The organism is Nocardiopsis quinghaiensis (assembly GCF_008638365.1).
Classification (GTDB): domain Bacteria; phylum Actinomycetota; class Actinomycetes; order Streptosporangiales; family Streptosporangiaceae; genus Nocardiopsis; species Nocardiopsis quinghaiensis.
The window spans coordinates 36404-57641 of sequence record NZ_VWVU01000035.1; the positions used below are offsets into that span (position 1 = coordinate 36404).

Annotated in this window: 23 protein-coding genes; 7 read left to right on the forward strand and 16 right to left on the reverse strand. The window is 72.1% G+C overall.

The features are described from left to right. Positions 1-74: 74 nt before the first annotated feature. The 5 genes from FYX01_RS24650 to hisI form a co-directional block, all read right to left on the reverse strand. Entirely contained in the window at positions 75-587 is a 513-nt protein-coding gene (locus FYX01_RS24650) for a DUF2752 domain-containing protein (RefSeq protein WP_190394473.1), read from the reverse strand. A gap of 94 nt (positions 588-681) precedes the next feature. After that, positions 682-1023 (reverse strand): CD225/dispanin family protein, encoded by a 342-nt coding sequence (locus FYX01_RS24655; protein ID WP_150245816.1) that lies wholly within the window; start codon positions 1021-1023, stop codon positions 682-684. 267 nt (positions 1024-1290) lie between these two features. Continuing rightward, positions 1291-1623: an HGxxPAAW family protein gene (locus FYX01_RS24660; RefSeq protein WP_150245819.1), complete on the reverse strand. Its 333-nt coding sequence runs from the start codon at positions 1621-1623 to the stop codon at positions 1291-1293. Continuing rightward, a complete protein-coding gene (locus FYX01_RS24665; protein ID WP_150245911.1) occupies positions 1623-2279 on the reverse strand; it encodes a Trp biosynthesis-associated membrane protein in 657 nt (218 codons plus the stop codon). Before FYX01_RS24665 ends, FYX01_RS24660 begins: the two co-directional genes overlap by 1 nt. Before the next feature lie 47 nt (positions 2280-2326). Then, positions 2327-2671, reverse strand: coding sequence for a phosphoribosyl-AMP cyclohydrolase (gene hisI, locus FYX01_RS24670; protein WP_150245822.1), 345 nt, complete (start codon positions 2669-2671; stop codon positions 2327-2329). 145 nt (positions 2672-2816) lie between these two features. Here hisI and FYX01_RS24675 point away from each other — a divergent pair, with 145 nt between their 5' ends. Beyond that, a complete protein-coding gene (locus FYX01_RS24675; protein WP_150245825.1) occupies positions 2817-3818 on the forward strand; it encodes a phosphoheptose isomerase family protein in 1002 nt (333 codons plus the stop codon). A gap of 13 nt (positions 3819-3831) precedes the next feature. On the opposite strand, the gene FYX01_RS24680 is transcribed toward FYX01_RS24675, so the two are convergent. The 9 genes from FYX01_RS24680 to hisD form a co-directional block, all read right to left on the reverse strand. Further along, on the reverse strand, positions 3832-5688 hold the full coding sequence (locus FYX01_RS24680; RefSeq protein ID WP_150245828.1) for an ABC transporter ATP-binding protein: 1857 nt from the start codon (positions 5686-5688) through the stop codon (positions 3832-3834). Then, positions 5685-7700 (reverse strand): ABC transporter ATP-binding protein, encoded by a 2016-nt coding sequence (locus FYX01_RS24685; RefSeq protein WP_150245830.1) that lies wholly within the window; start codon positions 7698-7700, stop codon positions 5685-5687. Before FYX01_RS24685 ends, FYX01_RS24680 begins: the two co-directional genes overlap by 4 nt. A 206-nt stretch (positions 7701-7906) precedes the next feature. After that, entirely contained in the window at positions 7907-8680 is a 774-nt protein-coding gene (gene hisF, locus FYX01_RS24690) for an imidazole glycerol phosphate synthase subunit HisF (RefSeq protein ID WP_150245833.1), read from the reverse strand. Next, on the reverse strand, positions 8677-9438 hold the full coding sequence (gene priA / locus FYX01_RS24695) for a bifunctional 1-(5-phosphoribosyl)-5-((5-phosphoribosylamino)methylideneamino)imidazole-4-carboxamide isomerase/phosphoribosylanthranilate isomerase PriA (RefSeq protein WP_150245835.1): 762 nt from the start codon (positions 9436-9438) through the stop codon (positions 8677-8679). The genes hisF and priA overlap by 4 nt, the downstream gene beginning before the upstream one ends. Positions 9439-9825: 387 nt before the next feature. Then, positions 9826-10485 carry an imidazole glycerol phosphate synthase subunit HisH gene (gene hisH / locus FYX01_RS24705; protein WP_150245837.1) on the reverse strand — a complete coding sequence of 220 codons (660 nt, stop codon included), beginning with the start codon at positions 10483-10485 and terminating at the stop codon, positions 9826-9828. Positions 10486-10501: 16 nt separating this feature from the next. Next, entirely contained in the window at positions 10502-10663 is a 162-nt protein-coding gene (locus FYX01_RS26375; RefSeq protein WP_190394474.1) for a hypothetical protein, read from the reverse strand. Next, a complete protein-coding gene (gene hisB, locus FYX01_RS24710) occupies positions 10664-11257 on the reverse strand; it encodes an imidazoleglycerol-phosphate dehydratase HisB (RefSeq protein WP_150245840.1) in 594 nt (197 codons plus the stop codon). A 71-nt stretch (positions 11258-11328) separates the two neighbouring features. Next, a complete protein-coding gene (locus tag FYX01_RS24715) occupies positions 11329-12411 on the reverse strand; it encodes a histidinol-phosphate transaminase (RefSeq protein ID WP_150245843.1) in 1083 nt (360 codons plus the stop codon). A 111-nt stretch (positions 12412-12522) separates the two neighbouring features. Continuing rightward, complete coding sequence (hisD, locus tag FYX01_RS24720) at positions 12523-13818, reverse strand: histidinol dehydrogenase (protein ID WP_223830635.1); 1296 nt, start codon at positions 13816-13818, stop codon at positions 12523-12525. Positions 13819-14066: 248 nt separating this feature from the next. On the opposite strand from hisD, the gene FYX01_RS24725 reads away from it, so the two are divergent. The 4 genes from FYX01_RS24725 to FYX01_RS24740 all read left to right on the forward strand — a co-directional run bounded on the left by FYX01_RS24725 (position 14067) and on the right by FYX01_RS24740 (position 18249). After that, entirely contained in the window at positions 14067-14627 is a 561-nt protein-coding gene (locus tag FYX01_RS24725) for a ferritin (RefSeq protein ID WP_150245846.1), read from the forward strand. 186 nt (positions 14628-14813) lie between these two features. Beyond that, entirely contained in the window at positions 14814-15590 is a 777-nt protein-coding gene (locus FYX01_RS24730) for an LON peptidase substrate-binding domain-containing protein (protein ID WP_150245849.1), read from the forward strand. A gap of 198 nt (positions 15591-15788) precedes the next feature. After that, positions 15789-16274: a Cys-tRNA(Pro) deacylase gene (gene ybaK / locus FYX01_RS24735; protein WP_150245852.1), complete on the forward strand. Its 486-nt coding sequence runs from the start codon at positions 15789-15791 to the stop codon at positions 16272-16274. A 106-nt stretch (positions 16275-16380) separates the two neighbouring features. Then, on the forward strand, positions 16381-18249 hold the full coding sequence (locus tag FYX01_RS24740) for an AMP-dependent synthetase/ligase (RefSeq protein WP_150245855.1): 1869 nt from the start codon (positions 16381-16383) through the stop codon (positions 18247-18249). 11 nt (positions 18250-18260) lie between these two features. On the opposite strand, the gene FYX01_RS24745 is transcribed toward FYX01_RS24740, so the two are convergent. After that, positions 18261-18947 carry a hypothetical protein gene (locus FYX01_RS24745; protein WP_150245859.1) on the reverse strand — a complete coding sequence of 229 codons (687 nt, stop codon included), beginning with the start codon at positions 18945-18947 and terminating at the stop codon, positions 18261-18263. 80 nt (positions 18948-19027) lie between these two features. Here FYX01_RS24745 and FYX01_RS24750 point away from each other — a divergent pair, with 80 nt between their 5' ends. Both FYX01_RS24750 and FYX01_RS24755 read left to right on the forward strand, forming a co-directional pair. Beyond that, positions 19028-19558: a DinB family protein gene (locus tag FYX01_RS24750; protein ID WP_150245863.1), complete on the forward strand. Its 531-nt coding sequence runs from the start codon at positions 19028-19030 to the stop codon at positions 19556-19558. Positions 19559-19689: 131 nt separating this feature from the next. Then, positions 19690-20223, forward strand: coding sequence for a DinB family protein (locus tag FYX01_RS24755; RefSeq protein WP_150245865.1), 534 nt, complete (start codon positions 19690-19692; stop codon positions 20221-20223). 112 nt (positions 20224-20335) lie between these two features. Here the strand turns inward: FYX01_RS24755 and FYX01_RS24760 are convergent, their stop codons facing one another. Continuing rightward, positions 20336-21130, reverse strand: a complete 795-nt coding sequence (locus FYX01_RS24760) for a PadR family transcriptional regulator (RefSeq protein WP_150245868.1) — start codon at positions 21128-21130, stop codon at positions 20336-20338. Positions 21131-21238 lie beyond the last annotated feature (108 nt).

Genomic DNA, 21238 nt, shown 5'->3' on the forward strand with positions numbered 1-21238 from the left:
GATGGTCGCGTGCCGCGCGGAGGAGGCGGCCGCGCTCATCGGATCAGACTACGTCGGGCCCGTTCTGGTTCCGTCTACCAGCCCGGGAACAGCGGGGTTCCGGGGGCCAGGAAGGAGAACCAGGGCAGGTTGCGCAGGACCCAGTGCCCGGTGATGACGATGAGGAGCCCCCACAGGAACCAGCCCGGTGTGAGCTTGGGCGGTTTCGTGGGCGGCCGGACCGTCCGGACCAGCCAGAGCGTGTAGGTCCACACGATGTAGGGGGCCAGCAGCCATGCCAGGGGGTTCATGCTGATGGAGGCGAGGACCTCGCCGTGGGTGAGCAGGGCGATCGCGCGCATGCTCCCGCAGCCGGGGCAGAAGGTGCCGGTGAACAGGAGCCAGGGGCAGGTGGGGTAGTTGCCCGGCTCGTTGGGGTCCACGAGGTGCAGGAGCGCGGCCCCCGCCAGTCCGAGGGCACCCAGGCCCACGGGCCACACGACCGGGTGGAACGTCTCGGCCCGACGCCTGATCCGTTCGGACAGGGAGGGCGCCGCGGGGGGCGGGGACGGCGGGTCCTCCGACGGCTTTTCGTGGTGTGGATGCACGCGACCAGCTTAGGGGGCTCGGGGCCGGCAAGAGCTCTGCCCCCGAGCGCCGAGGCGCCCGGGGGCAGACGTGGTACCGGAAGGCGGGCGCCTTCTAGTAGTACGTCGGGGTGCTGGTCGCGGCGACAGCGATGATCGCGATGTAGAAGCCGATGCTCAGCACGTAGGCGATACTGCCCAGGATGAAGGCGATCTTCGTCCACTTCTTGGCCTGGGCCTGGGCCTCCATGGCGCCGCCCTGGTCACCGCGGTTCCACAGGTCGTTGACCTTGGTGGCGTTGACGATGGCCGGGATGGCGAAGGGCCAGCAGCAGAAGATGGCCACGATGGCCCATGTGAGGCCGTTGTCCGGAGGAGTGCCGCCGGGGGCTCCGTAGCCGCCGCTGGGCGGACCGTAGCCGCCGGGGTTACCTGGGGGTGGGGGACCATAACTCATACTCGGGACAACTTTCCGAAAGGGGATTCAGGAGATTCACACGGCGTGCCGACAGCACGCCGACCCAACGTGGGGCAGGGCTGGATCACCGGGGCGCATACGCCGCGGGCAGGACGAATGATGCCAGATCAGTGGGACTTTCACTGAACGGAACCAAAGCGACAGTCAGGACCGGTGGAGCGAATCTACCCGGCCCGCACGACCTCCGTCCATTTTCTGCCACGCGCCCGTGGTGATCTGCGGGTTCTCCGGTGCGCCCCCGCGGTCTCAGGCCTTGGCGGCGTCGGGGTCGAGGACGGGTCCGGGCTGGGCCACGGCGGGCTCGGGCTGGGCGGCGGCGGCCTTCCGGCCGGCCTCCCACTCCTCGCGCGTGGGCGGGACGGGGCGGGGCTCCTTGCGGCCCAGACCGGCCTTCTTCATGACGCCGGCGACCGCGGCGAGCACGACGCTGACGCCCAGGGCGATGGCGGTCCACAGCAGCACGCCACCGCCGGAGAAGACGATGGCGAAGGCCGCCACGCTCCACACCACGATCCAGGAGAGGGTGAGGAACCAGGCGGAAACGGTGTTGCCGTGGTCCTCGTGGTGTTCGTCGGCCATCAGGGGTACTCCTTCGGTTCGGCTGGCCGTGCTGCCAGCGGTGCGTGTTCCGTGCCGTCCCCGTCCGTTCTCACCGCGTTGGCGGACGCGGCGCCTCCGGGGGCGTCGAGTGTGGGGTCGTCACCGGCGTCCAGCGATTTCCACAGGTCGGAGGGTGTCTCGGCCCGGGTCGCACGCGGTGCGGCGTCCTGATCGTACCGGGTGCCCATCCCTGGCCAGGCAGGGGCCCTTACCACGGCGAGCAGGCCTGCCGCGACCAGCAGCACGGCGCCCGCCACGGCCATGGCGGGGCCGAGGGCGGACAGCTGGGGGGCGGCGGCCACCTGCGCACTGCCGACCGCGTCGGTGGTGTTCTCGGACACGGCGGACAGGAGGGTGTCGGGACGGGTGGCGTCCCAGACCGCGCCGAGGGCGGCCGCGCCGCCGATGGCGACGAGGAGGCCGACCGCCCGGCGGGCCCAGCCGCGGGCGGCGTACAGGCCCGCGATTCCGGCCAGTCCGGCCCAGCCGATACCGCTCAGGGCGCCGGTGAGGTCGGTGCCGGTGAGTTCGACGGGCGCGGAGGCGACCGGTCCGGGCGCGTCGAGCTGGCCGGTCACCCAGTGGCGTCCGGCCGCGGCGAGCAGCAGCGCGGCCCCGGCGGCCAGGGCGAGCATGGCCAGGCCGTACTCCCGGCCCGTGCGCGCCGGGAGGGCGGAGGGGCTCACAGGAGTCCCCCCGCGTCGAAGCACGTACGGTCGCCGGTGTGGCAGGCGCCGCCCTCCTGGTCGACGCGGACCAGAAGGGTGTCCCCGTCACAGTCGAGTGCGACCGAGAACACACGCTGGGTGTTGCCGGAGGTGGCGCCCTTGACCCAGTACTCGCCGCGGCTCCGCGACCAGTAGGTGGCGGCGCCGGTGGTGAGGGTGCGGTGCAGCGCCTCGTCGTCCATCCAGGCGAGCATGAGGACCTCCCCGGTGTCGTGCTGCTGCACGATGGCGGGGACGAGGCCGTCCGGGTTCCGCTTCAGGCGGGCTGCGATGTCCGGGTCGAGGCTGGTGACGCTCATGCGTTCCAGGTTATGGCCGGCCGTGGAGCGTCCCGCACCGGGTGGTGTCCGGGGGTCCGGCCGCGGTGGGGAGGGAACGCGGGACATGTCCTAGAGTTCGTGCGTCCGTACCGTCACCGCATCTTCCTCTCACCCTGGGGGTTCCGTGACCGCCGAGTCCCTGTCCGCCGACCTGGCGGGTAAGCCCGACGCGCTGACCTCGCTCGCCGAACGCTTCCCGCGCTGGGACCCCTACGCCGCGCTGCCCGCCCTGCTGGACGACGAGCCCGCCTCGGTGCGGTTCCTGGGCCTGGGCGCGGCGCGGCACGCGTGCACGGTGGCGGCGGCGCGCCTGCGCCGGGCCGGGATCGCGGCGACGGCGGACTTCTCCTCCTCCGTGGAGGAGCCGCCCGCGGGCGCGGAGACGCTGGTGGTGGCGGTGAGCCTGGGCGGCGGGCAACGGGAGCTGTACACGGCCCTGGACCGCTACGTGGCGCGGTCACCGGTGATCGTGCTGGCTCCGTCCGTCGACGTCGTGGTGGGACGCCAGGCGGACCTGCTGGTACCGCTGCACGCGGGCACGGAGGAGAGCGGCCTGGGCTGTCGCGCCTACCAGCACGCGCTGGCCCTGCTCCTGCTGTTGGGGCACCGCCTGGGCGCTCCGGTCTCGGGGGGCAGTCAGAACTTCCCCGGGTTGCTGCGCCGGGCGGCCAACGCGACGGAGTCGCTGTTGGGGGGCGCCCCGGAGTGGGTGCCCCGGGCCGCCCGGATCCTGGAGTCGCCGCACGGCGTGCACCTGGTGGCCCCGGCCGAGCGGTCGGCGTCGGCCGAGCAGGGGGTGCAGGCGCTGCGCAAGGGACCGGTGCGGGTGGCGCACGCGTGCGAGACCGGGGAGTGGTCGCACACCGACCGCTACCTGGCGGCGGTGACAGACTACCGGGCGCTGCTGTTCGCGGGGTCGGCCTACGACGAGCGGTTCTCCGAGCACCTGCGGCACCTGCGGGGTTCGTTCGTCGCGGTGGGCCCCACCCCCGGCCGCGAGCGCGTGCCGGGGGCGGAGCTGACGGTGCGCTATCCGGGCGACTTCGATCCGGACGTGAGCCTGCTGGTGGAACCGCTGGTGGCGGAGCTGCTGGCGGCGCACTGGTGGGCCGCCTCGGACCGGTGACGCTCCCCCGGCCTCAGGCCGAGGAGCTCACCCAGGAGGCGTACAGGTCGGCGTACACACCCGGCTGGGCGACCAGCTCGGTGTGGGGGCCGCTCTGCACGATGCGCCCGGCGTCGAAGACGAGCACCCGGTCGGCGGACTCGGCGGTGGACAGGCGGTGCGCGATGGTCACGGAGGTGCGCCCCTGTGTGAGCCGTTCCAGGGCGCGCTGGATACGCACCTCGGTGTGCGGGTCCACGGCGGAGGTGGCCTCGTCCAGGACCAGCAGGTCCGGGTCGGCGATGTACGCGCGTACCAGGGCCACCAGCTGCCGCTCCCCCGCCGACATGGACTCGCCGCGCTGGCCCACCGGGGTGTCCAGCCCGTGTGCGAGGCCGTCGAGCCAGTCCGCCAGCCCCAGTTCGGTGAGGGCCGTCTCCAGTTCGGCGTCGGTGCTCTCGGGGCGGGCGAAGCGGATGTTGTCGCCCAGGGAGCTGTCGAAGAGGAAGCCCTCCTGCGGGACCATGACCACCCGGCTGCGCAGGGAGGAGAAGGTCACCTCGCGCAGGTCGACGCCGTCGAGCCGGACGGTGCCCTCGGCGGGGTCCATCAGGCGGGTGAGCAGCTTGACGAAGGTGGTCTTGCCCGAACCGGTCTCCCCCACCACGGCCATCCGGGTACCGGGGGTGATCTCGACGCTGACGTCGTCCAGGACGACGGGGCCCTCGGGGTAGGAGTAGGTGACCTCCTCGAAGGAGACCTGGACGGGTCCGCGCGGCAGTTCCCGGCCCGCCTCGCCGGGGTCGGCGATGTCGGGGACGGTGTCGAGCACGCCCAGGACACGGCGCCAGCCCGCGATGGCGTTCTGCGCCTCGTTGAAGATCTCGGTGGCCATCATCATCGGCTGGATGAACAGGGTCATCAGGAACAGGAAGGCGATGAGCTGCCCGGCGGTCAGGTCGCCGCCCAGGCCGAGCCAGACGCCGACGAGGACCACGGCGGTGTTACCGACGGCCGCGATCATCTCGGCGAAGGGTGAGACCGCCACGGACAGCCGCTGGGCGCGGATCTGGGAGCGCCGGGTGGTCAGGACGGTGGCGTCGATGCGCTCGGCGGTGCGCCGCTCGATGCCGTGTGCGCGGATGACGGCGGCGCCCGTGACGGTCTCGCCGATGACGCCGAGCATGTCGCCGGTGTTCTCGCGGACCTTGAGGTAGGCCTTGGACAGCAGCTTCTGGAGCCAGCGCACACCGAACAGCAGGGGCAGGAAGCAGATCCACACCACGAGGGTGAGCTGCCAGGAGTAGACCGCCATCAGGGTGGTGGCGACCAGGAGTTGGCCGCTGCTGACCAGCAGGAGCATGCCGCCCCACTGCATGAAGGTGCTGATCTGGTCGACGTCGCTGGTGACCCGGGAGACCAGGGCGCCCTTGCGTTCGCTGTTCTGGGTGAGCACGGACAGGTCGTGCACGTGCCGGAACGCCTTGCGGCGCAGCGTGGCCAGGCCGGACTCGGCGGCCCGGTACAGGCGCACGTTCATCAGGTAGGAGCAGACCATGGTGACCACGAGCAGGGCGGCGCAGACGGTCACCATGCGGGTGACGAAGCCCATGTCGGGGCCGTCGGCCCCGGAGAGGCCGTTGTCGATGATCTGCTGGACGGCGACGGGCACGATGACCTTGCCCGCGGTGGCCACGACCGCGAAGGCCAGTGTGAGCCACAGCCCCCGCGCGAACTCCGGGGAGAGCCTGATGCCGCGCTTGAGCGTGTCCATCGCGCTGTCGGAGGAGCGGTGCAGGAACAGGACCGGGTCGGCGGCGCCGTCCTCCTGCGCCTGCCGCGCACCGGGGTCGGTCTGCTGCTCGGCGCGGGTCTGGGCGGGTGCGCTCATCGGCTGGTCTCCTCGGGGGCGTCGTCGCTGCGTCGGGCGGTTTCGAGCGGCCCGGGCTCCTCGGGGAGGGGCGCGTCCTCCCCGGTCTCGGCGGAGGCGCGCTCGTAGGCGGTGACGAGCCTGGTGTAGCCGGGCGAGGTGGTGAGCAGCTCCTCGTGGGTGCCGCGGGCCAGGATGCGCCCCCGTTCCATGTAGACGACCTCGTCGGCGAGTTCGATGGTGGCGCGCCGGTAGGCGACCACGACCACGGTGGCGGCGTCGTCGCGTTCGCGCAGGCCCGCGAGGATCCGCGCCTCGATCTGCGGGTCGACGGCGGAGGTGGCGTCGTCCATGATGAGCAGCCGGGGGCGGCGCACGACGGCGCGTGCCAGGGCCAGGCGCTGGCGCTGGCCGCCGGACAGGGTGGTGCCCTTCTCTCCGAGCCGGGCGTCGAGCCCGCCGTCCAGCTCGCTGACGAAGCCGTCGGCGCGGGCCAGGCGCAGGGCGGCCCAGACCTGCTCGTCGTCGGTGTCGGCGCCCAGGGCGATGTTGTCGCGGACGCTGTCCTCGAACACGAAGGTGCCCTGGGGCACCAGGGCGGTGTGCCGGGGGATCTGGTCGCGTTCCAGGTCGCGCACGTCGACTCCGTCGAGGGTGACGGTGCCCGAGTCGGCGTCGACCAGGCGCATGAGCACGGTGGTGAGTGTGGACTTGCCCGCTCCGGTGGGACCGACCAGGGCGACGGTGCGACCGGGGGCGATGTCCAGGTCCACGCCGTTGAGGACGGTCGCGCGGGCGGTGGTGGGGCCGTCGTCCATCAGGTCGTGTTCGGCGCCGGCGCCTTCGTAGGAGTCGGCGTAGGAGAAGGTGACACCGTGGGCGCGCAGGGCGACACCGGTCGGTGTGTCCTCCAGGGTCCGGGTGCCGTACTCCATGGCGCCGCCCGACCTCAGGACGGACTGGACGCGGTCCCAGCCCACGACGCTGCGGGGCAGGTCGCCGAGGATCCATCCGAAGGAGCGGATGGGCAGGGCCAGCAGGGTGAACAGGTAGGCGATCTGGACGAGGTCGCCGGGGTCGATGGCGCCGGTGGACATCCGCCACATGCCCAGGAGCAGGACGGCGAGCACCCCGAAGTTGGGCAGCGACTCCATCACGGGGTCGAACATCGAGCGCATCCGGCCGACCTGGACGAGCGCGTCGCGCAGGCGGTGGGCGGCGTGGGTGAAGCGTTCGGTCTCGGTGTCCTCGCGGCCGAGGGTCTTGACGACCAGTGCGCCGTCGAAGGACTCGTGGGCGACGCCGCTGACCTCGGCGCGCAGGGCCTGGGCGCGGGAGGCCATGGGCGAGACGCGGCGCTGGAAGATGACGTTGGCGACGGCCAGGACGGGGAAGACGACGAAGGCGACCAGGGCGAGCACCGGGTCGGTGGTGATCATGGCGATGGCGGCGATGACCAGCATGAAGACGCTGCCGACCGCCATGGGCAGCGGTGCGAGCGGTTGCCAGGCGGCCTCGACGTCGGCGTTGGCGTTGGACAGCAGCTGTCCGGTGGGGTGGCGGTGGTGCCAGGACAGGGGAAGGCCGAGGTACTTGCGGGCGACGGCGCGGCGGTAGCGGGCCTGCATGCGGAACTGCATGAGCGCGGCGAGCATGCGGCGCATGGCGATGCCGGTGGCCTTGCCGAGTCCGACCGCCAGGAGCAGCGCCGCGGCGGTGGTGAGGGCCGCCGCGGTGGTGGTGCCCTCTTGGAAGGCGGGGAGGATGGTGTTGTCGGTGAGGTAGCCGAGCACGGAGGCGGAGCCGACGTTGACGGCGGCGTGGATCATGGCGCCGATGACGGCGACGAGGAAGATCCACGGCTCGGTGCGGGCGGCGGTCCCCAGTACGCGCATTCCCCGGCTGAAGACACCGGTGTGCGCGGCCGTTCCGGACTGTTTCCGGGGGACGGCGTCCCCGCCGCCCTCTTCGGCCCCGGGCGGGGCCGAACCTCCTTCCGTCTCCGGGTCCCTGGTACTCGTGCCCTGCGCCATGCGCTCCCCGTTCTCTTCCCTGGCCGGGGCAGGCCCGGCACAGCCCGACAGGCACGCGACGGCCCTCGGGCATGCCGAAGGGCCGTGGAGTGCGCGTGTCGTGCCAACCTATCCAGCGGTACCGACAGGTTCCACCAGATTGTTTCAGCGTCGGGTGCGACAGCGCTATTCCGTCCAGTCCCGGGGCGTGGCAGGGCCGGTTCCGGTCAGCGGACGGGGTGGCCCGCCTCACGCAGGCTCTTCTTGACGTCGGCGATGGTGAACTCTCCGAAGTGGAAGACCGTCGCGGCCAGTACCGCGTCCGCGCCCGCCTCCACCGCCGGGGCGAAGTGCTCCACGGCTCCCGCGCCGCCGGAGGCGATCAGCGGCAGCTCCACACGGGCGCGTACCGCCCGGATCAGCTCCAGGTCGAAGCCCGCCTTGGTGCCGTCGGCGTCCATCGAGTTGAGCAGGATCTCCCCCGCGCCCAGCTCGGCGGCGCGCTCACACCACTCCAGGGCGTCGATGCCGGCGCTCCGGCGCCCGCCGTGGGTGGTGACCTCGAACCCGCTCGGGGTCGGCCGGCCGCCCTCGCGCACCCTGCGCACGTCGGCGGAGAGCACCAGCACCTGGCGGCCGAAGCGCTCGGCGATCTCCCCGATGAGCTCGGGGCGGGTGATCGCGGCGGTGTTCACGCCCACCTTGTCCGCGCCCGCGCGCAGCAGCCTGTTCACGTCATCGGTGGTGCGCACGCCGCCGCCCACGGTCAGCGGGATGAACACCTGGTCGGCGGTGCGCCGCACCACGTCGTAGGTGGTCTCCCGGTCACCGCTGGAGGCGGTGACGTCCAGGAAGGTGAGCTCGTCGGCGCCGTCGGCGTCGTAGGTGCCCGCCAGCTCCACCGGGTCGCCCGCGTCGCGCAGGTTCTCGAAGTTGACGCCCTTGACCACCCGTCCGGCGTCCACGTCCAGGCAGGGGATGACGCGTACCGCCACGCTCACTGGTCCGCCCCCTTCGCCTCGCGCACCGCGGCCAGGGCGTCCTGCAGGGTGAAGGCTCCCTCGTACAGGGCGGTGCCCATGATGGCGCCCTCCACTCCCAGCGGCACCAGCGTGGCGATCGCCCGCAGGTCGTCCAGGCTGGACACGCCGCCGCTGGCCACCACCGGCCTGTCGGTGCGCTCGCACACGGTGCGCAGCAGGTCCAGGTTGGGGCCCTTGAGGGTGCCGTCCTTGTTGACGTCGGTGACGACGTAGCGGGCGCAGCCCTCCGACTCCAGGCGCTCCAGGGTCTGGAGGAGGTCTCCGCCCTCGCGGGTCCAGCCGCGCGCGGCCAGGGTCGTGCCGCGCACGTCCAGGCCGATCGCGATCCGGTCGCCGTGCTCGGCGATGACCTTGGCGCACCACTCGGGGTTCTCCAGGGCGGCGGTGCCGATGTTGACCCGCCTGCACCCGGTGGACAGGGCGGCGGCCAGCGACTCGTCGTCGCGGATGCCGCCGGACATCTCCACCTTCACGTCGAGGCGTCCGACGATGTCGCGCAGCAGGTCGCGGTTGTGGCCTCGGCCGAACGCGGCGTCCAGGTCCACCAGGTGGATCCATTCGGCGCCGGCGTCCTGCCAGGCCGTGGCCGCCTCGAAGGGGTCGCCGTACTGCCCGCCCGAGCCGGCCCTTCCCTGGACGAGCTGGACGGCCTGGCCTCCGGCCACGTCCACGGCGGGCAGCAGTTCGAGTACGGGGGTGGTGGTCTCGCCGGTCATCTGATGTGTGGGGCGGATACTCCTCGCCTTCAGGCGGGAGAGGAAGCCCCTACCTCCTTCTGTGTGCTGTAGCCGTAACCGTCCGCCCGCTGGAGCGGACGCGGGTTCTTCCATGGGGCCTTGACCGGGCCGCGCGGGGTTTGGAGCGTGTGGCCGCCGCGCACCGCCACCCGGACCGCTGAGGGAGCACGGCCTGGCAGGTCTTCGGTCCTGTGCGGGGCGTGGCCAACGAGTCACCTCTCCGGGTGTCGGCTGGTGCTGGTGACGGCAGGCCCTCGGCCACGGTGGGCGAAAGCCCCGCATCCAGGCGGGAGAACCCGTTACGGATCCCTCTCGTGTTCGGTCGGGAGAACGTCGATCGGAAACCCGGCGGACGGGCCGGCGCCCCTAGAGGGTGTCGACCCAGTTGGCCAGGACGCGGGCGCCCGCGTCGCCGGACTTCTCCGGGTGGAACTGGGTGGCCCACAGCGGCCCGTTCTCGACGGCGGCCACGAACGGCTCGCCGTGCTCGGCCCAGGTCACCTTCGGCGCGGGGACGCGCTCGTTGACGGCGGCGAACTCCCACTCGCGTACGGCGTAGGAGTGCACGAAGTAGAAGCGCTCCCGCGGGCCGGTCCCGGCGAAGAGCCGGGTGTCCTCGGGCGGACGGACGGTGTTCCAGCCCATGTGCGGCACGATGGGCGCGCGCAGGCGGTCCACGGTGCCGGGCCACTCGCCGCAGCCCTCGGTCACCTCGGTTCCGGCCTCGGCGCCCGGGTCGGCGCTCTCCACCCCCCTGTCGAAGAGCACCTGCATGCCCACGCAGATGCCCAGGACCGGGCGGCCTCCGGCCACGCGCTTGCCGATGATCCGGTCGCCGCCCGCGGCTCTGAGGCTGGCCATGCAGGCGCTGAAGGCGCCCACTCCCGGGACGAGGAGGCCGTCGGCGTCCAGGGCGGCGTGTGGGTCGGAGGTGACGGTGACGTCGGCGCCGGTGCGCTCCATGGCGCGCTGTGCCGAGCGCAGGTTGCCGGAGCCGTAGTCGAAGACGACCACACGTGACGGCATGAAGCTGCCCTTCCTCTTAGAAGTAGCCCAGTCGGAGCACACCGGAGGCCACCGCGAGCACCGCGCACGCGCCCAGGGCGACGGCGACGGTCCGGTTGGCCCTCCACACCGTGTAGGTGCCTCCGGCGAGGAAGCCTCCCAGCACGATGAGGAGTATGCCCCACAGGTCGGTGTCCATCTACAGCGCACCCTTGGTCGAGGGGATTCCGCTGACGCGGGGGTCGTTCTCGGTGGCGGCGCGCAGGGCGCGGGCCAGTGCCTTGAACTGGCACTCGACGACGTGGTGGGCGTTGCGGCCGTAGGGCACGTGGACGTGCAGGGCCACGTGGGCCTGGGCCACGAACGACTCCAGGATGTGGCGGGTCATGGTGGTGTCGTAGTCGCGGCCGATCACCGGGGCCATGCCCTCGGGCTCGCTGTGCACCAGGTAGGGGCGGCCGGAGACGTCGACGGTCACCTCGGCCAGGGCCTCGTCCAGGGGCACCTTGACGTCGGCGAAGCGGCGGATACCGCGCTTGTCGCCCAGGGCCTCGCGGAAGGCCGCGCCCAGGGCCAGGGCGGTGTCCTCCATGGTGTGGTGGGAGTCGATGTGCAGGTCGCCCTCGGTGCGCACGGTCAGGTCGAACAGGCCGTGCTTGGAGAGCTGGTCGAGCATGTGGTCGAAGAAGCCGACGCCGGTGGAGACGTCGGCGACGCCGGTGCCGTCCAGGTCGATCTCGACCAGGACCTTGGTTTCCTTGGTGGCACGCTCGACGCGTCCGGTGCGGCTCATGGTGACGTCACTCTCTCGGTGGTGTGGTTGTCGCGGGGCGGGTGCGCGTCGGTCCGGTGGCGGTCCGCGGCTCAGTGCCCGGTGGCGTGGAGCAGGGCTCGGCGGAAGGCGTCCATCTCCTCGGAGGTGCCGACGGTGACGCGCAGCCAGCCGGGCGGTCCGGTCTCGCGGATGAGGACCTGCTGGTCGAGCATGTCCCGCCACACCCCGGTGCGGTCCTCGAACTTACCGAACATGACGAAGTTGGCGTCGGAGTCGGCGACGGAGAGGCCCTGTGCGCGTAGCCATGCGACCAGGGAGTCGCGTTCGGCGCGCAGGTCGGCGACGGCGGCGAGGAGTTCGTCGGCGTGGTCGAGCGCGGTGAGCGCGACCGTCTGGGTGACGGCGGACAGGTGGTAGGGCAGGCGGACCAGCTGGAGGGCGTCGACCACGGCCGGGTGGGCGGCCAGATAGCCCACGCGCGCCCCGGCCAGGGCGAAGGCCTTGGACATGGTGCGCGAGACGATCAGCGTGGGGTGGTCGGGCAGCAGGCCCAGGGCGCTGGGCCTGCCCTCGCGGCGGAACTCGGCGTAGGCCTCGTCCACGACCACGACCCCGGGGGCGGCCCGGACGAGGCGCTCGATGTCGGCCAGGTCCAGGGCCGTACCGGTGGGGTTGTTGGGCGATGTGAGGAAGACGACGCTGGGCCGGTGCTCGGCGATCGCGGTGAGGGCCGCGTCCACGTCGACGCGGAAGTCGGCGTCGCGCGGTACGGGTACCCATGCGGTGCCGGTGCCCCGGGAGAGGATCGGGTGCATCGAGTAGGACGGCTCGAAGCCCATCGCGACGCGCCCGGGCCCGCCGAAGGCCTGGAGGATCTGCTGGAGGACCTCGTTGGAGCCGTTGGCGGCCCACACCCGGTCGGCGGTCAGGCCGTGGCCGAGGTAGGCGGCCAGGCCCTCCCGCAGGCGGACCGCGTCCCGGTCGGGGTAGCGGTTGAGGCCCAGGGCGGTGCTGGCGACCGCCTCGGCCAGGGCCTTGGCCAGGCGCGGCGAGGGCGGGTGCGGGTTCTCGTTGGTGTTGAGCACCACCGGGACGTCCAGTTGCGGCGCGCCGTAGGGCGAGTGGCCGCGCAGGTCGTCGCGGAGGGGCAGGTCGTTCAGGGTGAAGCTCACGGTTCCACGCTCATGGTCGGTTGTGGGCGGCGGTCGGGTGCGCGGCTCCCCGGCCGGTGCGGCCGTGGGTCGCGGTGCGCCCGGTTCCCGCCGGGCTGGCTGGCCGTCGGGTCAGGCCTGGTCCGCGCGCGCGGCGACGGCCTCGCCGTGCGCGGGCAGGTCCTCGGCGTTGGCCAGGGTGATGACGTGGTGGGCGACGTCGGCCAACGCGTCACGGTCGTATTCGACGATGTGCACCCCGCGTAGGAAGGTCTGCACGCTCAGGCCACCGGTGTGGCAGGCGCAGCCGCCGGTGGGCAGTACGTGGTTGGATCCGGCGGCGTAGTCGCCGAGGGAGACCGGCGAGAAGTCACCGACGAAGACCGCGCCCGCGTTGCGCACGCGCGCGGCCCACGCGGCGGCGTCGGCGGTCATGATCTCCAGGTGCTCGGCGGCGTAGGCGTCGACGACGGCGAGGCCGTGGTCGAGGTCGTCGACCAGGGCGATGCCGGACTGCGGGCCGGACAGGGCCTCACGGACGCGGTCGCTGTGCTTGGTGGCGTCCACGCGGACGGCGAGGCGCTGGGTGACCGCCTCGGCCAGGGCCTCGTCCGGGGTGACCAGGACGGAGGCGGCGACGACGTCGTGCTCGGCCTGGCTGATGAGGTCGGCGGCGACGTAGTCGGCGTTGGCGGTGGCGTCGGCGAGGATCGCGATCTCGGTGGGACCGGCCTCGGCGTCGATGCCGATGACGCCCTTGAGCAGGCGTTTGGCCGCGGCCACCCAGATGTTGCCGGGGCCGGTGACCATGTCGGTGCGCTCGCAGGGACCCGCGCCGTGGGCGAACATGGCCACGGCCTGGGCGCCGCCGACGGCGTAGACCTCGTCGACGCCGAGCAGGGCGCAGGCGGCGAGGATGGTCGGGTGCGGCAGTCCGCCGAACCCGCTCTGGGGCGGCGAGGCCACCGCCAGGGAGCGCACCCCCGCCTCCTGGGCGGGGACGACGTTCATGACGACGCTGGAGGGATAGACGGCCCGGCCGCCCGGCACGTAGAGGCCGACGCGGTCGACGGGGATCCACTTCTCGGTGACGGTGCCCCCGGGCGCGACCCGGGTGGTGTGGTCGGTACGGCGCTGGTCGCGGTGTACCGCGCGGGCGCGACGGACGGACTCCTCCAGCGCGGCGCGCACGGAGGGGTCGAGATCGGCCAGGGCGGCCTCGATCGCGGTCGCGGGGACCCGGATGTCGGTCAGGCGCACGCCGTCGAAGCGTTCGGTGAGTTCGATCAGCGCCTCGGTCCCGCGATGGCGTACGTCCTCGCAGATGGGACGTACTCGGTCAACGGCGGCCGCCACGTCCAGTTCCGCGCGGGGAAGGGCCTGGCGGGGGTCGCCCTGGGTGCCTCGGAGGTCGATTCGACTGATCACGGCCCCAGTCTAGGGGGAGGTTCCCATTCAGTGGGTGGTGCTGTCCGAATGATGGACACCACATCCGCTCCACCGGCGGGTACACGTCCTTCCGAGCACGGGCGGGCAGAGTGCGACAAAGGCCACTATTAAGCTTCGCCTAACTTTGGAACACCTAACCTTATTAACCTTTAGAAAGGCTTGCCTAACAAATTCATGGACACTTTGGGAGTTTCGCGAAAAGCTTTTTTATGCGTTATCGTGGAGCCATGACTTCGAGCACGAGCAGCGATATCGGCCTTTCCAAGTTCCACCGCCTCCTGGTCGAGCAGGTGCGGCACGAGTTCACGGCCTCCCACCAGTACGTGGCCATCGCCGCCTGGTTCGACGACCAGGACCTGCCCCAGTTGGCGCGGGTCTTCTACGAGCAGGCGCTGGAGGAGCGCGACCACGCGATGATGATCGTGCGGTTCCTCCTGGACAACGATGTTTCCTTCGCCCTGCCGGGCGTGGACGAGATCAAGACCGATTTCTCCGCCACCCGCGAGCTGGTCGCCCTGGCCCTGCGCCAGGAGCGCGAGGTGACCGACCAGTTCCACCGCCTGGCCAAGGTCGCCCGCGACGAGGACGACTACACCGGTGAGCAGTTCCTGCAGTGGTTCATCCAGGAGCAGACCGAGGAGGTCGCCAAGATGTCCACCCTGCTCAACGTGGTGGACCGCTCCAACGGCAACCTGTTCGACGTGGAGACCTTCGTCGCCCGCGACATGCCCAGCGAGGACAACGGCAGCCAGGGCGCGCCCGGCACCGCCGGCCCCTCCGTCTCCTGAGGGCCCCGACCACGGGCCGCCTCCGGGCGGCCACTCCCGCGGCCCGGGCTCCGGGCGCCCGTTCCAGAGGGGGGAACGCGGGCGCCGGGCCCGGGCCGCTCCGCATGGGCGACCCACCGCGGTAAATCCCGCGTCGGGGTGTGCCGCCGGCGCCCGCGTTCCCGGCATGAGGGGCATACTGGAATCATGCCCTTGGCCCTGCCCGTCTTCCCGTTGAACACCGTGCTGTTCCCCGGCATGACCGTCCCCCTGCACGTCTTCGAGCGGCGGTACCGCCGCCTGGTCTCGGAGCTGCTCGGGCCCACCCTCGCCCAGGGCGAGCTGACCGGTCCCGGCCGCGGGCCGCACCGGTTCGGGGTGGTGTGGATCGAGTTGGGCCACGAGGTGGCCGCCGAGTCCGGCCAGAGCGCGGAGGGCGCGGACACCGGTGTGCCCCTCACCAGCGGTCCCGGGACCTCGCTGCCCCGGGTGAGCACGACCGGGTGCACCGCCCTGGTCCGCGACGTGCGCACCTACGAGGACGGCCGCTACGACCTGGTTGTGGAGGGCGGCGCGCGGTTCGCCATCACCGACATGGCCGAGGTGGACGCCTCCTCGCCCGAGGAGTACGCGACCGCTTCGGTGGCCCTCCTGCCCGAGCCGCTGGGCCCGGACGTCGAGGAGCACGCCGAGCGGGTGCGGGACCTGTTCGCGACCTACTCCCAGCGCCTGGCGTCGATCGGGATGTCGCCCGACGCCTCACCGGAGCTGCCCAAGGACCCCATCGCGCTGTCCTACAGCGTGGCCGCCTCCACGGTCCTGGACCAGGCGGAGAAGCAGCGGCTGCTGGAGGCGGAGGACGCGGCGACCCGGCTGGCCGTCACCGCCCGGTTCCTGCGTCGGGAGAACCGCATCGTGGCCACTCCCACACTGCCCAACCTCCCCGCGGGTCCCTTCCTCGACAACGGCGTCTCGTTCAACTGAGGACATGGGCCGAAGGTCCCGGCATCGGGCCCGTGCGGCGAAAACACCACCTTTCCCGCACGCCCCATCACGCACTCGCGGCTCTGGTCACCTAGCCTGCTGTGCGAACCGGTGCTGCGCGCCCGGGGTCCCGAACCCGGGCGTGTTCGTAGCGCATGCACCAGCGCGTTCACGCGCAGGAGAGGAACCAGGTACTCGATGAGCGCAAAAGCCACACCCGCGACCGTAGCCGCGGGGCGGACCAAGACCACGTACACGCTGCACCCCTACGAGGCCGACGGCGCCTCGGACGGGCACTCCTACGGCACCGACGCCGCCGACGCGCTGGGCGTCCCCCGCGAGCACGTCTTCAAGACCCTGATCGCCGATGTGGACGGGCGGCTCACCGTGGGGGTCGTCCCCGTCAGCACCACACTCGACCTCAAGGCGCTGGCCGCGGCGGTCGGCGGCAAGAGGGCCGCCATGGCCGACCTGTCCATGGCGGAGAGGGCCACCGGATACGTGCGCGGCGGGATCAGCCCGCTGGGCCAGCGCAAGCGGCTGCGCACCGTGATCGACGCCTCGGTGACCGCCCTGCCCACGGTCTACGTCTCGGCCGGGCGGCGGGGGTTGCAGATGGAGCTGAAGCCCCAGGACCTGATCAAGCTCACCGAGGCGGTCACCGCGCCGATCGGCTCTCCCTGATCCGGACCGCGGGCACGTGAGGAACCCGCGCGGGGCACCGGGACTCCCCCGGAGGATCCGTGCACGAGTTGTTGCCGGTCCATCTACCCAGGAGTAGTTTTGTGACATGGGTAACACTTCATCCCCCTTCCAGTCGGTCCCCGGAATGTTCCTCTCCCGCGTCGCGGAGTCCGGCGACGCCGAAGCCTTCAGCTACCCCCTCCCCGACCCGGGCGGCACCCACGAGAAGTGGGAGACCCTCACCTGGTCCCAGACCCGTGACCGCGTGCGCGACCTCGCGCTGGGCCTGCACTCCCTGGGGGTGACCCCCCAGGCCCGGTGCGCGATCGCCTCCAGCACCCGGATCGAGTGGATCCTCGCCGATCTGGCCGTGCTGTGCGCGGGCGGCGCCTCCACGACCATCTACCCCTCCTCCACCCCGCCCGACTGCGCCTACATCGTCTCCGACTCCGGCAGCATGGTGGCCTTCGCCGAGAACGACGAGCAGGTCGCCAAACTGGTCGGCCAGCGCGCCCAGATGCCCGGGCTGTCCAGGGTGATCGCCTTCGAGGGCGCCGCGGGCGGTGACGACGACTGGGTGATGACCCTCGACGAACTGGCGCGCACGGGTGCCGAACTGCACGCCGAGCGGCCCGACCTGTTCGAGGAGCTGGTGGCGGGCGTGCGGCCCGACCACCTGGCCACGCTGATCTACACCTCCGGTACCACCGGCAGGCCCAAGGGCGTGCGTCTGGACCACGCGAACTGGCTCTACGAGGCCCGGGCCATGGAGGAGCTGGACGCCGAGCTGCGCCCCCAGGGCTGGGAGCTCATGGACATCGACGACGTGCAGTACCTGTGGCTGCCGCTGGCACACGTCTTCGGCAAGGTCATGCAGGTCAGCCAGCTGCGGATCGGGTTCAAGACCGCGGTGGACGGCCGGGTCGACAGGATCGTGCAGAACCTGGCCGTCGTGCGGCCCACCTTCATGGCCGCCGCCCCGCGCATCTTCGAGAAGGTCTACAACCGGGTGGTCATGCAGGCCAAGGAGGGAGGCGCGGCCAAGTACCGGATCTTCCGGTGGGCCGTGGGTGTGGGGGACCGGGTCGCACGCCGGAAGGAGGGGGGCGGGGAGCCCACCGGCCTGCTGGCCCTCCAGCACAGGATCGCCGACAGGCTCGTGTTCGCCAAGCTGCGGGCGCTCTTCGGAGGGCGGCTGAAGTTCCTCATCTCCGGCAGCGCGCCGCTGTCCCCCGACATCGGGCGGTTCTTCTACGGTGCCGGGGTCACCATCCTGGAGGGATACGGGCTCACCGAGACCAGCGCCGGGACGTTCGTCAACCGGCCCGGCGACATCAGGTTCGGCACGGTCGGGCTGCCCATGCCGGGCACCGAGGTCAGGATCGCCGAGGACGGCGAGGTCCTCCTCCGCGGCGGCGGCGTGATGCGCGGCTACCACAACCTGTCCGGCGCCACCGAGGAGGTGCTCACCGAGGACGGCTGGTTCGCCACCGGCGACATCGGCGTCCTGGAGGGCGGGCACCTGCGCATCACCGACCGCAAGAAGGAGCTCATCAAGACCTCCGGCGGAAAGTACGTGGCGCCGCAGAGCATCGAGAGCCGCTTCAAGGCGCTGTGCCCCTACGTGAGCAACCTGGTGGTGCACGGCGACCGGCGCCCCTACTGCGTGGCGCTGGTGGCCCTGGACCCCGAATCCATCGACGCGTGGGCGGCCGACAACGGCCTGGCCGAGCTCGACTACGCGGCTCTGGCCAGCGAGCCGAAGGCCAGGGAGATGGTGCAGGAGGCCATCGACGAGCTCAACCGGGACCTGCCCCGGCACGAGACCGTCAAGAAGTTCACGATCCTGCCCAACGACCTGACGGTGGAGGAGGGCGAGATCACGCCCAGCCTCAAGATGCGGCGGCGGGCGGTCGAGAACAAGTACCGGGACCTGCTCGACGGCATGTACGAGGACACCGTCCAGACTCTGTGAGGCGGCGCGGGTCAGCGGGGAGGGTCCTCCGGCCGCGCCTGGTCGTCGGCCGGGATCGGCCGGGCGGGCGGCGCCTGGCCGGGGCGAGGGCCGGTGTCCCGCGGGTCCGTCCCCGTCCGCGCCTCCGTCGTCTCCGGTCCGGGTACGTGGACGGGCACACCGGGCTGGTCGCGGCGCACGAAGCTGATCGCGTCGAGCAGCCCGTACTGCAGGACGAACATCAGCGGCCAGACCAGCAGGAAGGCGGTCGCGTCGAGCTGGAGCCCGGTCTGGACGGTGGTGCCGGGTTCGGCGGCGGCGACGGCGGCGTGCGCCGGGCCGTCCAGGGCAACGCCGAGGCGCCACGTGAGCAGTGCCCCGCCCAGCGAGCCCAGGCAGCCCGCGACCAGGCAGACCAGGCGCAGGTCCCGGAACCGACGGCGGGCCAGCGGGAACTGGACCATGTAGGCGGTGTAGCCGGTGGCCAGCCCCGCCAGGCCGGTCATGAGGACGAAGTAGCCCTCCCCCGCGAAGACGGCCTCGGTGGTGCCGGTGAAGACCTCGCCTCCGCCCAGGGCGGTGCCCTCCGCCCGGGGCGCGATCTGCCACCACAAGGGGCCCAGGAGCGCGCCCAACAGGAGCAGGGCCCCGAGGACGCACGCCCCCGCCGTCAGCTGGCGCGGCACCGCCGACGTGTTCGACCGGTTCTGGTCCGCCATCTCCCCCACTCTCTCCGTCCCGTCCCGGCCTGCGGAAAAACCAGTGGATACGGGGCACGGCCGGAACGGAGAATACCGGTATGAGTGACAAGGACGGTCCCCTGGCCACCCCCGTGCTCCAGCGTGTCGACCCGCCCAGGGCCGCCGACGAGCGCACGATGCTCACCAGCTGGTTGGACCGGCACCGCGCCACGGTCCGCGCCAAGTGCGCCGGGCTGTCCCCGGACCTGTCCTCGAAGGCGCCGATACCGACCTCACCGCTGATGACGGTGGGCGGTGTGGTGTGCCATCTGCGCTGGGTGGAGGCGTTCTGGTTCGAGACCGTGATGCTCAACCAGCCGGACCTGGCCCCCTACAGCGGGGAGGACCCGGACGCGGAGTGGCGCCGGGGCTCGGAGCTGCCCCTGGGCCGCCTGCTCGACGAGTACGAGGACCAGTGCGCCCGCTCGCGCGAGATCACCGCCAAGCTGGAACTGGGCTCGGGCGCGCGGCGCGCCCGCCCCCATCCGACCCTGCGCTGGGTGCTGCTGCACATGATCGAGGAGACCGCCCGCCACAACGGCCACCTGGACATCCTGCGCGAACTCGCCGACGGGGTGACCGGCGAATAGACCACCCGCGCACGGCGCACGGGTGACGCGGACCGCGGCCCACCGGCACCCGCGTCGTCCTCCGGGCGAGCGGGCGGCCGAGATTCACAAAACCGGTGGATGCGTGCCCCCGGGGCCGGGAGAATGCCCGAATGAGTGATGAGAACGCATCCACGGCCGCGCCCGGTCGTGTGGATCCGCCCAAGTCGGCCGACGAGCGCACGATGCTCACCACGTGGTTGGAGTGGCACCGGGCCACGGTCCACGCCAAGTGCGCCGGCCTGTCCGCCGAGCACGCCGCCGCGACGCCCCTGCCGACGTCGCCGCTGATGAGCGTGGGCGCCGTCGTGTCCCATCTGCGCTGGGTGGAGCACGCCTGGTTCGAGATGACCCTGATGGGGCTGCCCGATGAGGGCTACGCCACCCCGCAGGACCCGGACGCGGAGTGGCGCCGGGGCTCGGAGCTGCCCCTGGGCCGTCTGCTCGACGAGTACGAGGACCAGTGCGCCCGCTCACGCGAGATCACCGCCAAGCTGGAACTGGACGCCGTGGCGGCGCTCCCGTGCCGGGGTGAGGACCCCGCCACGCTGCGCTGGGTGCTGCTGCACATGATCGAGGAGACCGCCCGCCACAACGGCCACCTGGACATCCTGCGCGAACTCGCCGACGGGGTGACCGGCGAGTAGGCCGCCTCCGCCGGCGGGGCCCGGGACCGACGGCGGAAAGAGGACGGGGGTGCCCGCGGACGGATCGCCCTCCGCGGGCGCCCCCGCGTCGATCGGGACCGGTCGGTCGGCCTCAGAGCTCGGTGCCGCCGTCGGTCCCGGAACTCCCGTCCTCCTCGGCGAGGATCAGGTACAGGCCCCGCCTGGTCTCGGCCAGGAGGCGCTTGGCGCGCTCCAGCTGGTCCGCGCTGCCCGCCTGGGCGACCTGTGCCGCGGCGGCGGTCAGCTGGTAGGCCAGCGTGCCGACCTCCTCGTACCGGGACCGGCTGTCGGCGTAGGCGTCGGCGACCGCCTCCCAGGGCGGGGTGAGGTCGGCGCCGTTCTCCTCCAGGTGGGCGATGCCCTCCTCGGTGAGCTTGTAGGGGCGCCGCCGCCCCTCACCCGTCTGCTGGGCGACCAGGCCCTCGTCCTCCAACTGCTGGAGCATGGGGTAGATGGAGCCGGGGCTGGGCCGCCACATGCCGCCGCTGCGGTCACGGCCCTCGCGGATGATCTCATACCCGCTGCGCGGCTCCTCGGCGAGCAGCAGCAGGATGCCGGTGCGCACGTCGCCCCGCTTGGCGCGGTGTCCGCCCCCGCGCCGGCCTCCGCCGCGTCCGCCCCGGGGACCGAAGCCCCCGCCGGGCCCGAAGCCGCCGAAGGGCTGACCGGGTCCGAAGTGCCCGCCTCCCCACGGCGGGACTCCGGGCGGTGTCGGGGGCTCGGGCGGGACCGGACCGAACTCGGCCCGCTCACCGCCGCGTCCGCGGCCGTGGTGTTCGGGGCGCCCTGGCCGGGCGGCGTCGGAGCGCCGACCCCAGGGGCGGCGCGCACGGCGCGGGCCGCGCGCGTCCCAGGACCAGGGACCGGGAAGTGCCATGGCACTCATGGTGTTCTCCTTCACAGGTAGCGACACAGAGAGACTGTCATACTCTGTTCCGATAGCTCAAAGATATATCGCTAACTTTCCGAAGGCAAGCCCCGGGTACGGAAAAGG

What these genes read in the sequence shown, in the direction of transcription:
- FYX01_RS24655 (WP_150245816.1), bottom strand. Translation starts at nt 1,023, where the DNA reads ATGAGTTATGGTCCCCCACCCCCAGGTAACCCCGGCGGCTACGGTCCG.
- FYX01_RS24660 (WP_150245819.1), bottom strand. Translation starts at nt 1,623, where the DNA reads ATGGCCGACGAACACCACGAGGACCACGGCAACACCGTTTCCGCCTGG.
- FYX01_RS24665 (WP_150245911.1), bottom strand. Translation starts at nt 2,279, where the DNA reads ATGCTCGCCCTGGCCGCCGGGGCCGCGCTGCTGCTCGCCGCGGCCGGA.
- hisI (WP_150245822.1), bottom strand. Translation starts at nt 2,671, where the DNA reads ATGAGCGTCACCAGCCTCGACCCGGACATCGCAGCCCGCCTGAAGCGG.
- FYX01_RS24680 (WP_150245828.1), bottom strand. Translation starts at nt 5,688, where the DNA reads ATGAGCGCACCCGCCCAGACCCGCGCCGAGCAGCAGACCGACCCCGGT.
- FYX01_RS24685 (WP_150245830.1), bottom strand. Translation starts at nt 7,700, where the DNA reads ATGGCGCAGGGCACGAGTACCAGGGACCCGGAGACGGAAGGAGGTTCG.
- priA (WP_150245835.1), bottom strand. Translation starts at nt 9,438, where the DNA reads ATGACCGGCGAGACCACCACCCCCGTACTCGAACTGCTGCCCGCCGTG.
- hisH (WP_150245837.1), bottom strand. Translation starts at nt 10,485, where the DNA reads ATGCCGTCACGTGTGGTCGTCTTCGACTACGGCTCCGGCAACCTGCGC.
- FYX01_RS26375 (WP_190394474.1), bottom strand. Translation starts at nt 10,663, where the DNA reads ATGGACACCGACCTGTGGGGCATACTCCTCATCGTGCTGGGAGGCTTC.
- hisB (WP_150245840.1), bottom strand. Translation starts at nt 11,257, where the DNA reads ATGAGCCGCACCGGACGCGTCGAGCGTGCCACCAAGGAAACCAAGGTC.
- FYX01_RS24725 (WP_150245846.1), top strand. Translation starts at nt 14,067, where the DNA reads ATGACTTCGAGCACGAGCAGCGATATCGGCCTTTCCAAGTTCCACCGC.
- FYX01_RS24730 (WP_150245849.1), top strand. Translation starts at nt 14,814, where the DNA reads ATGCCCTTGGCCCTGCCCGTCTTCCCGTTGAACACCGTGCTGTTCCCC.
- ybaK (WP_150245852.1), top strand. Translation starts at nt 15,789, where the DNA reads ATGAGCGCAAAAGCCACACCCGCGACCGTAGCCGCGGGGCGGACCAAG.
- FYX01_RS24740 (WP_150245855.1), top strand. Translation starts at nt 16,381, where the DNA reads ATGGGTAACACTTCATCCCCCTTCCAGTCGGTCCCCGGAATGTTCCTC.
- FYX01_RS24745 (WP_150245859.1), bottom strand. Translation starts at nt 18,947, where the DNA reads ATGGCGGACCAGAACCGGTCGAACACGTCGGCGGTGCCGCGCCAGCTG.
- FYX01_RS24750 (WP_150245863.1), top strand. Translation starts at nt 19,028, where the DNA reads ATGAGTGACAAGGACGGTCCCCTGGCCACCCCCGTGCTCCAGCGTGTC.
- FYX01_RS24755 (WP_150245865.1), top strand. Translation starts at nt 19,690, where the DNA reads ATGAGTGATGAGAACGCATCCACGGCCGCGCCCGGTCGTGTGGATCCG.
- FYX01_RS24760 (WP_150245868.1), bottom strand. Translation starts at nt 21,130, where the DNA reads ATGAGTGCCATGGCACTTCCCGGTCCCTGGTCCTGGGACGCGCGCGGC.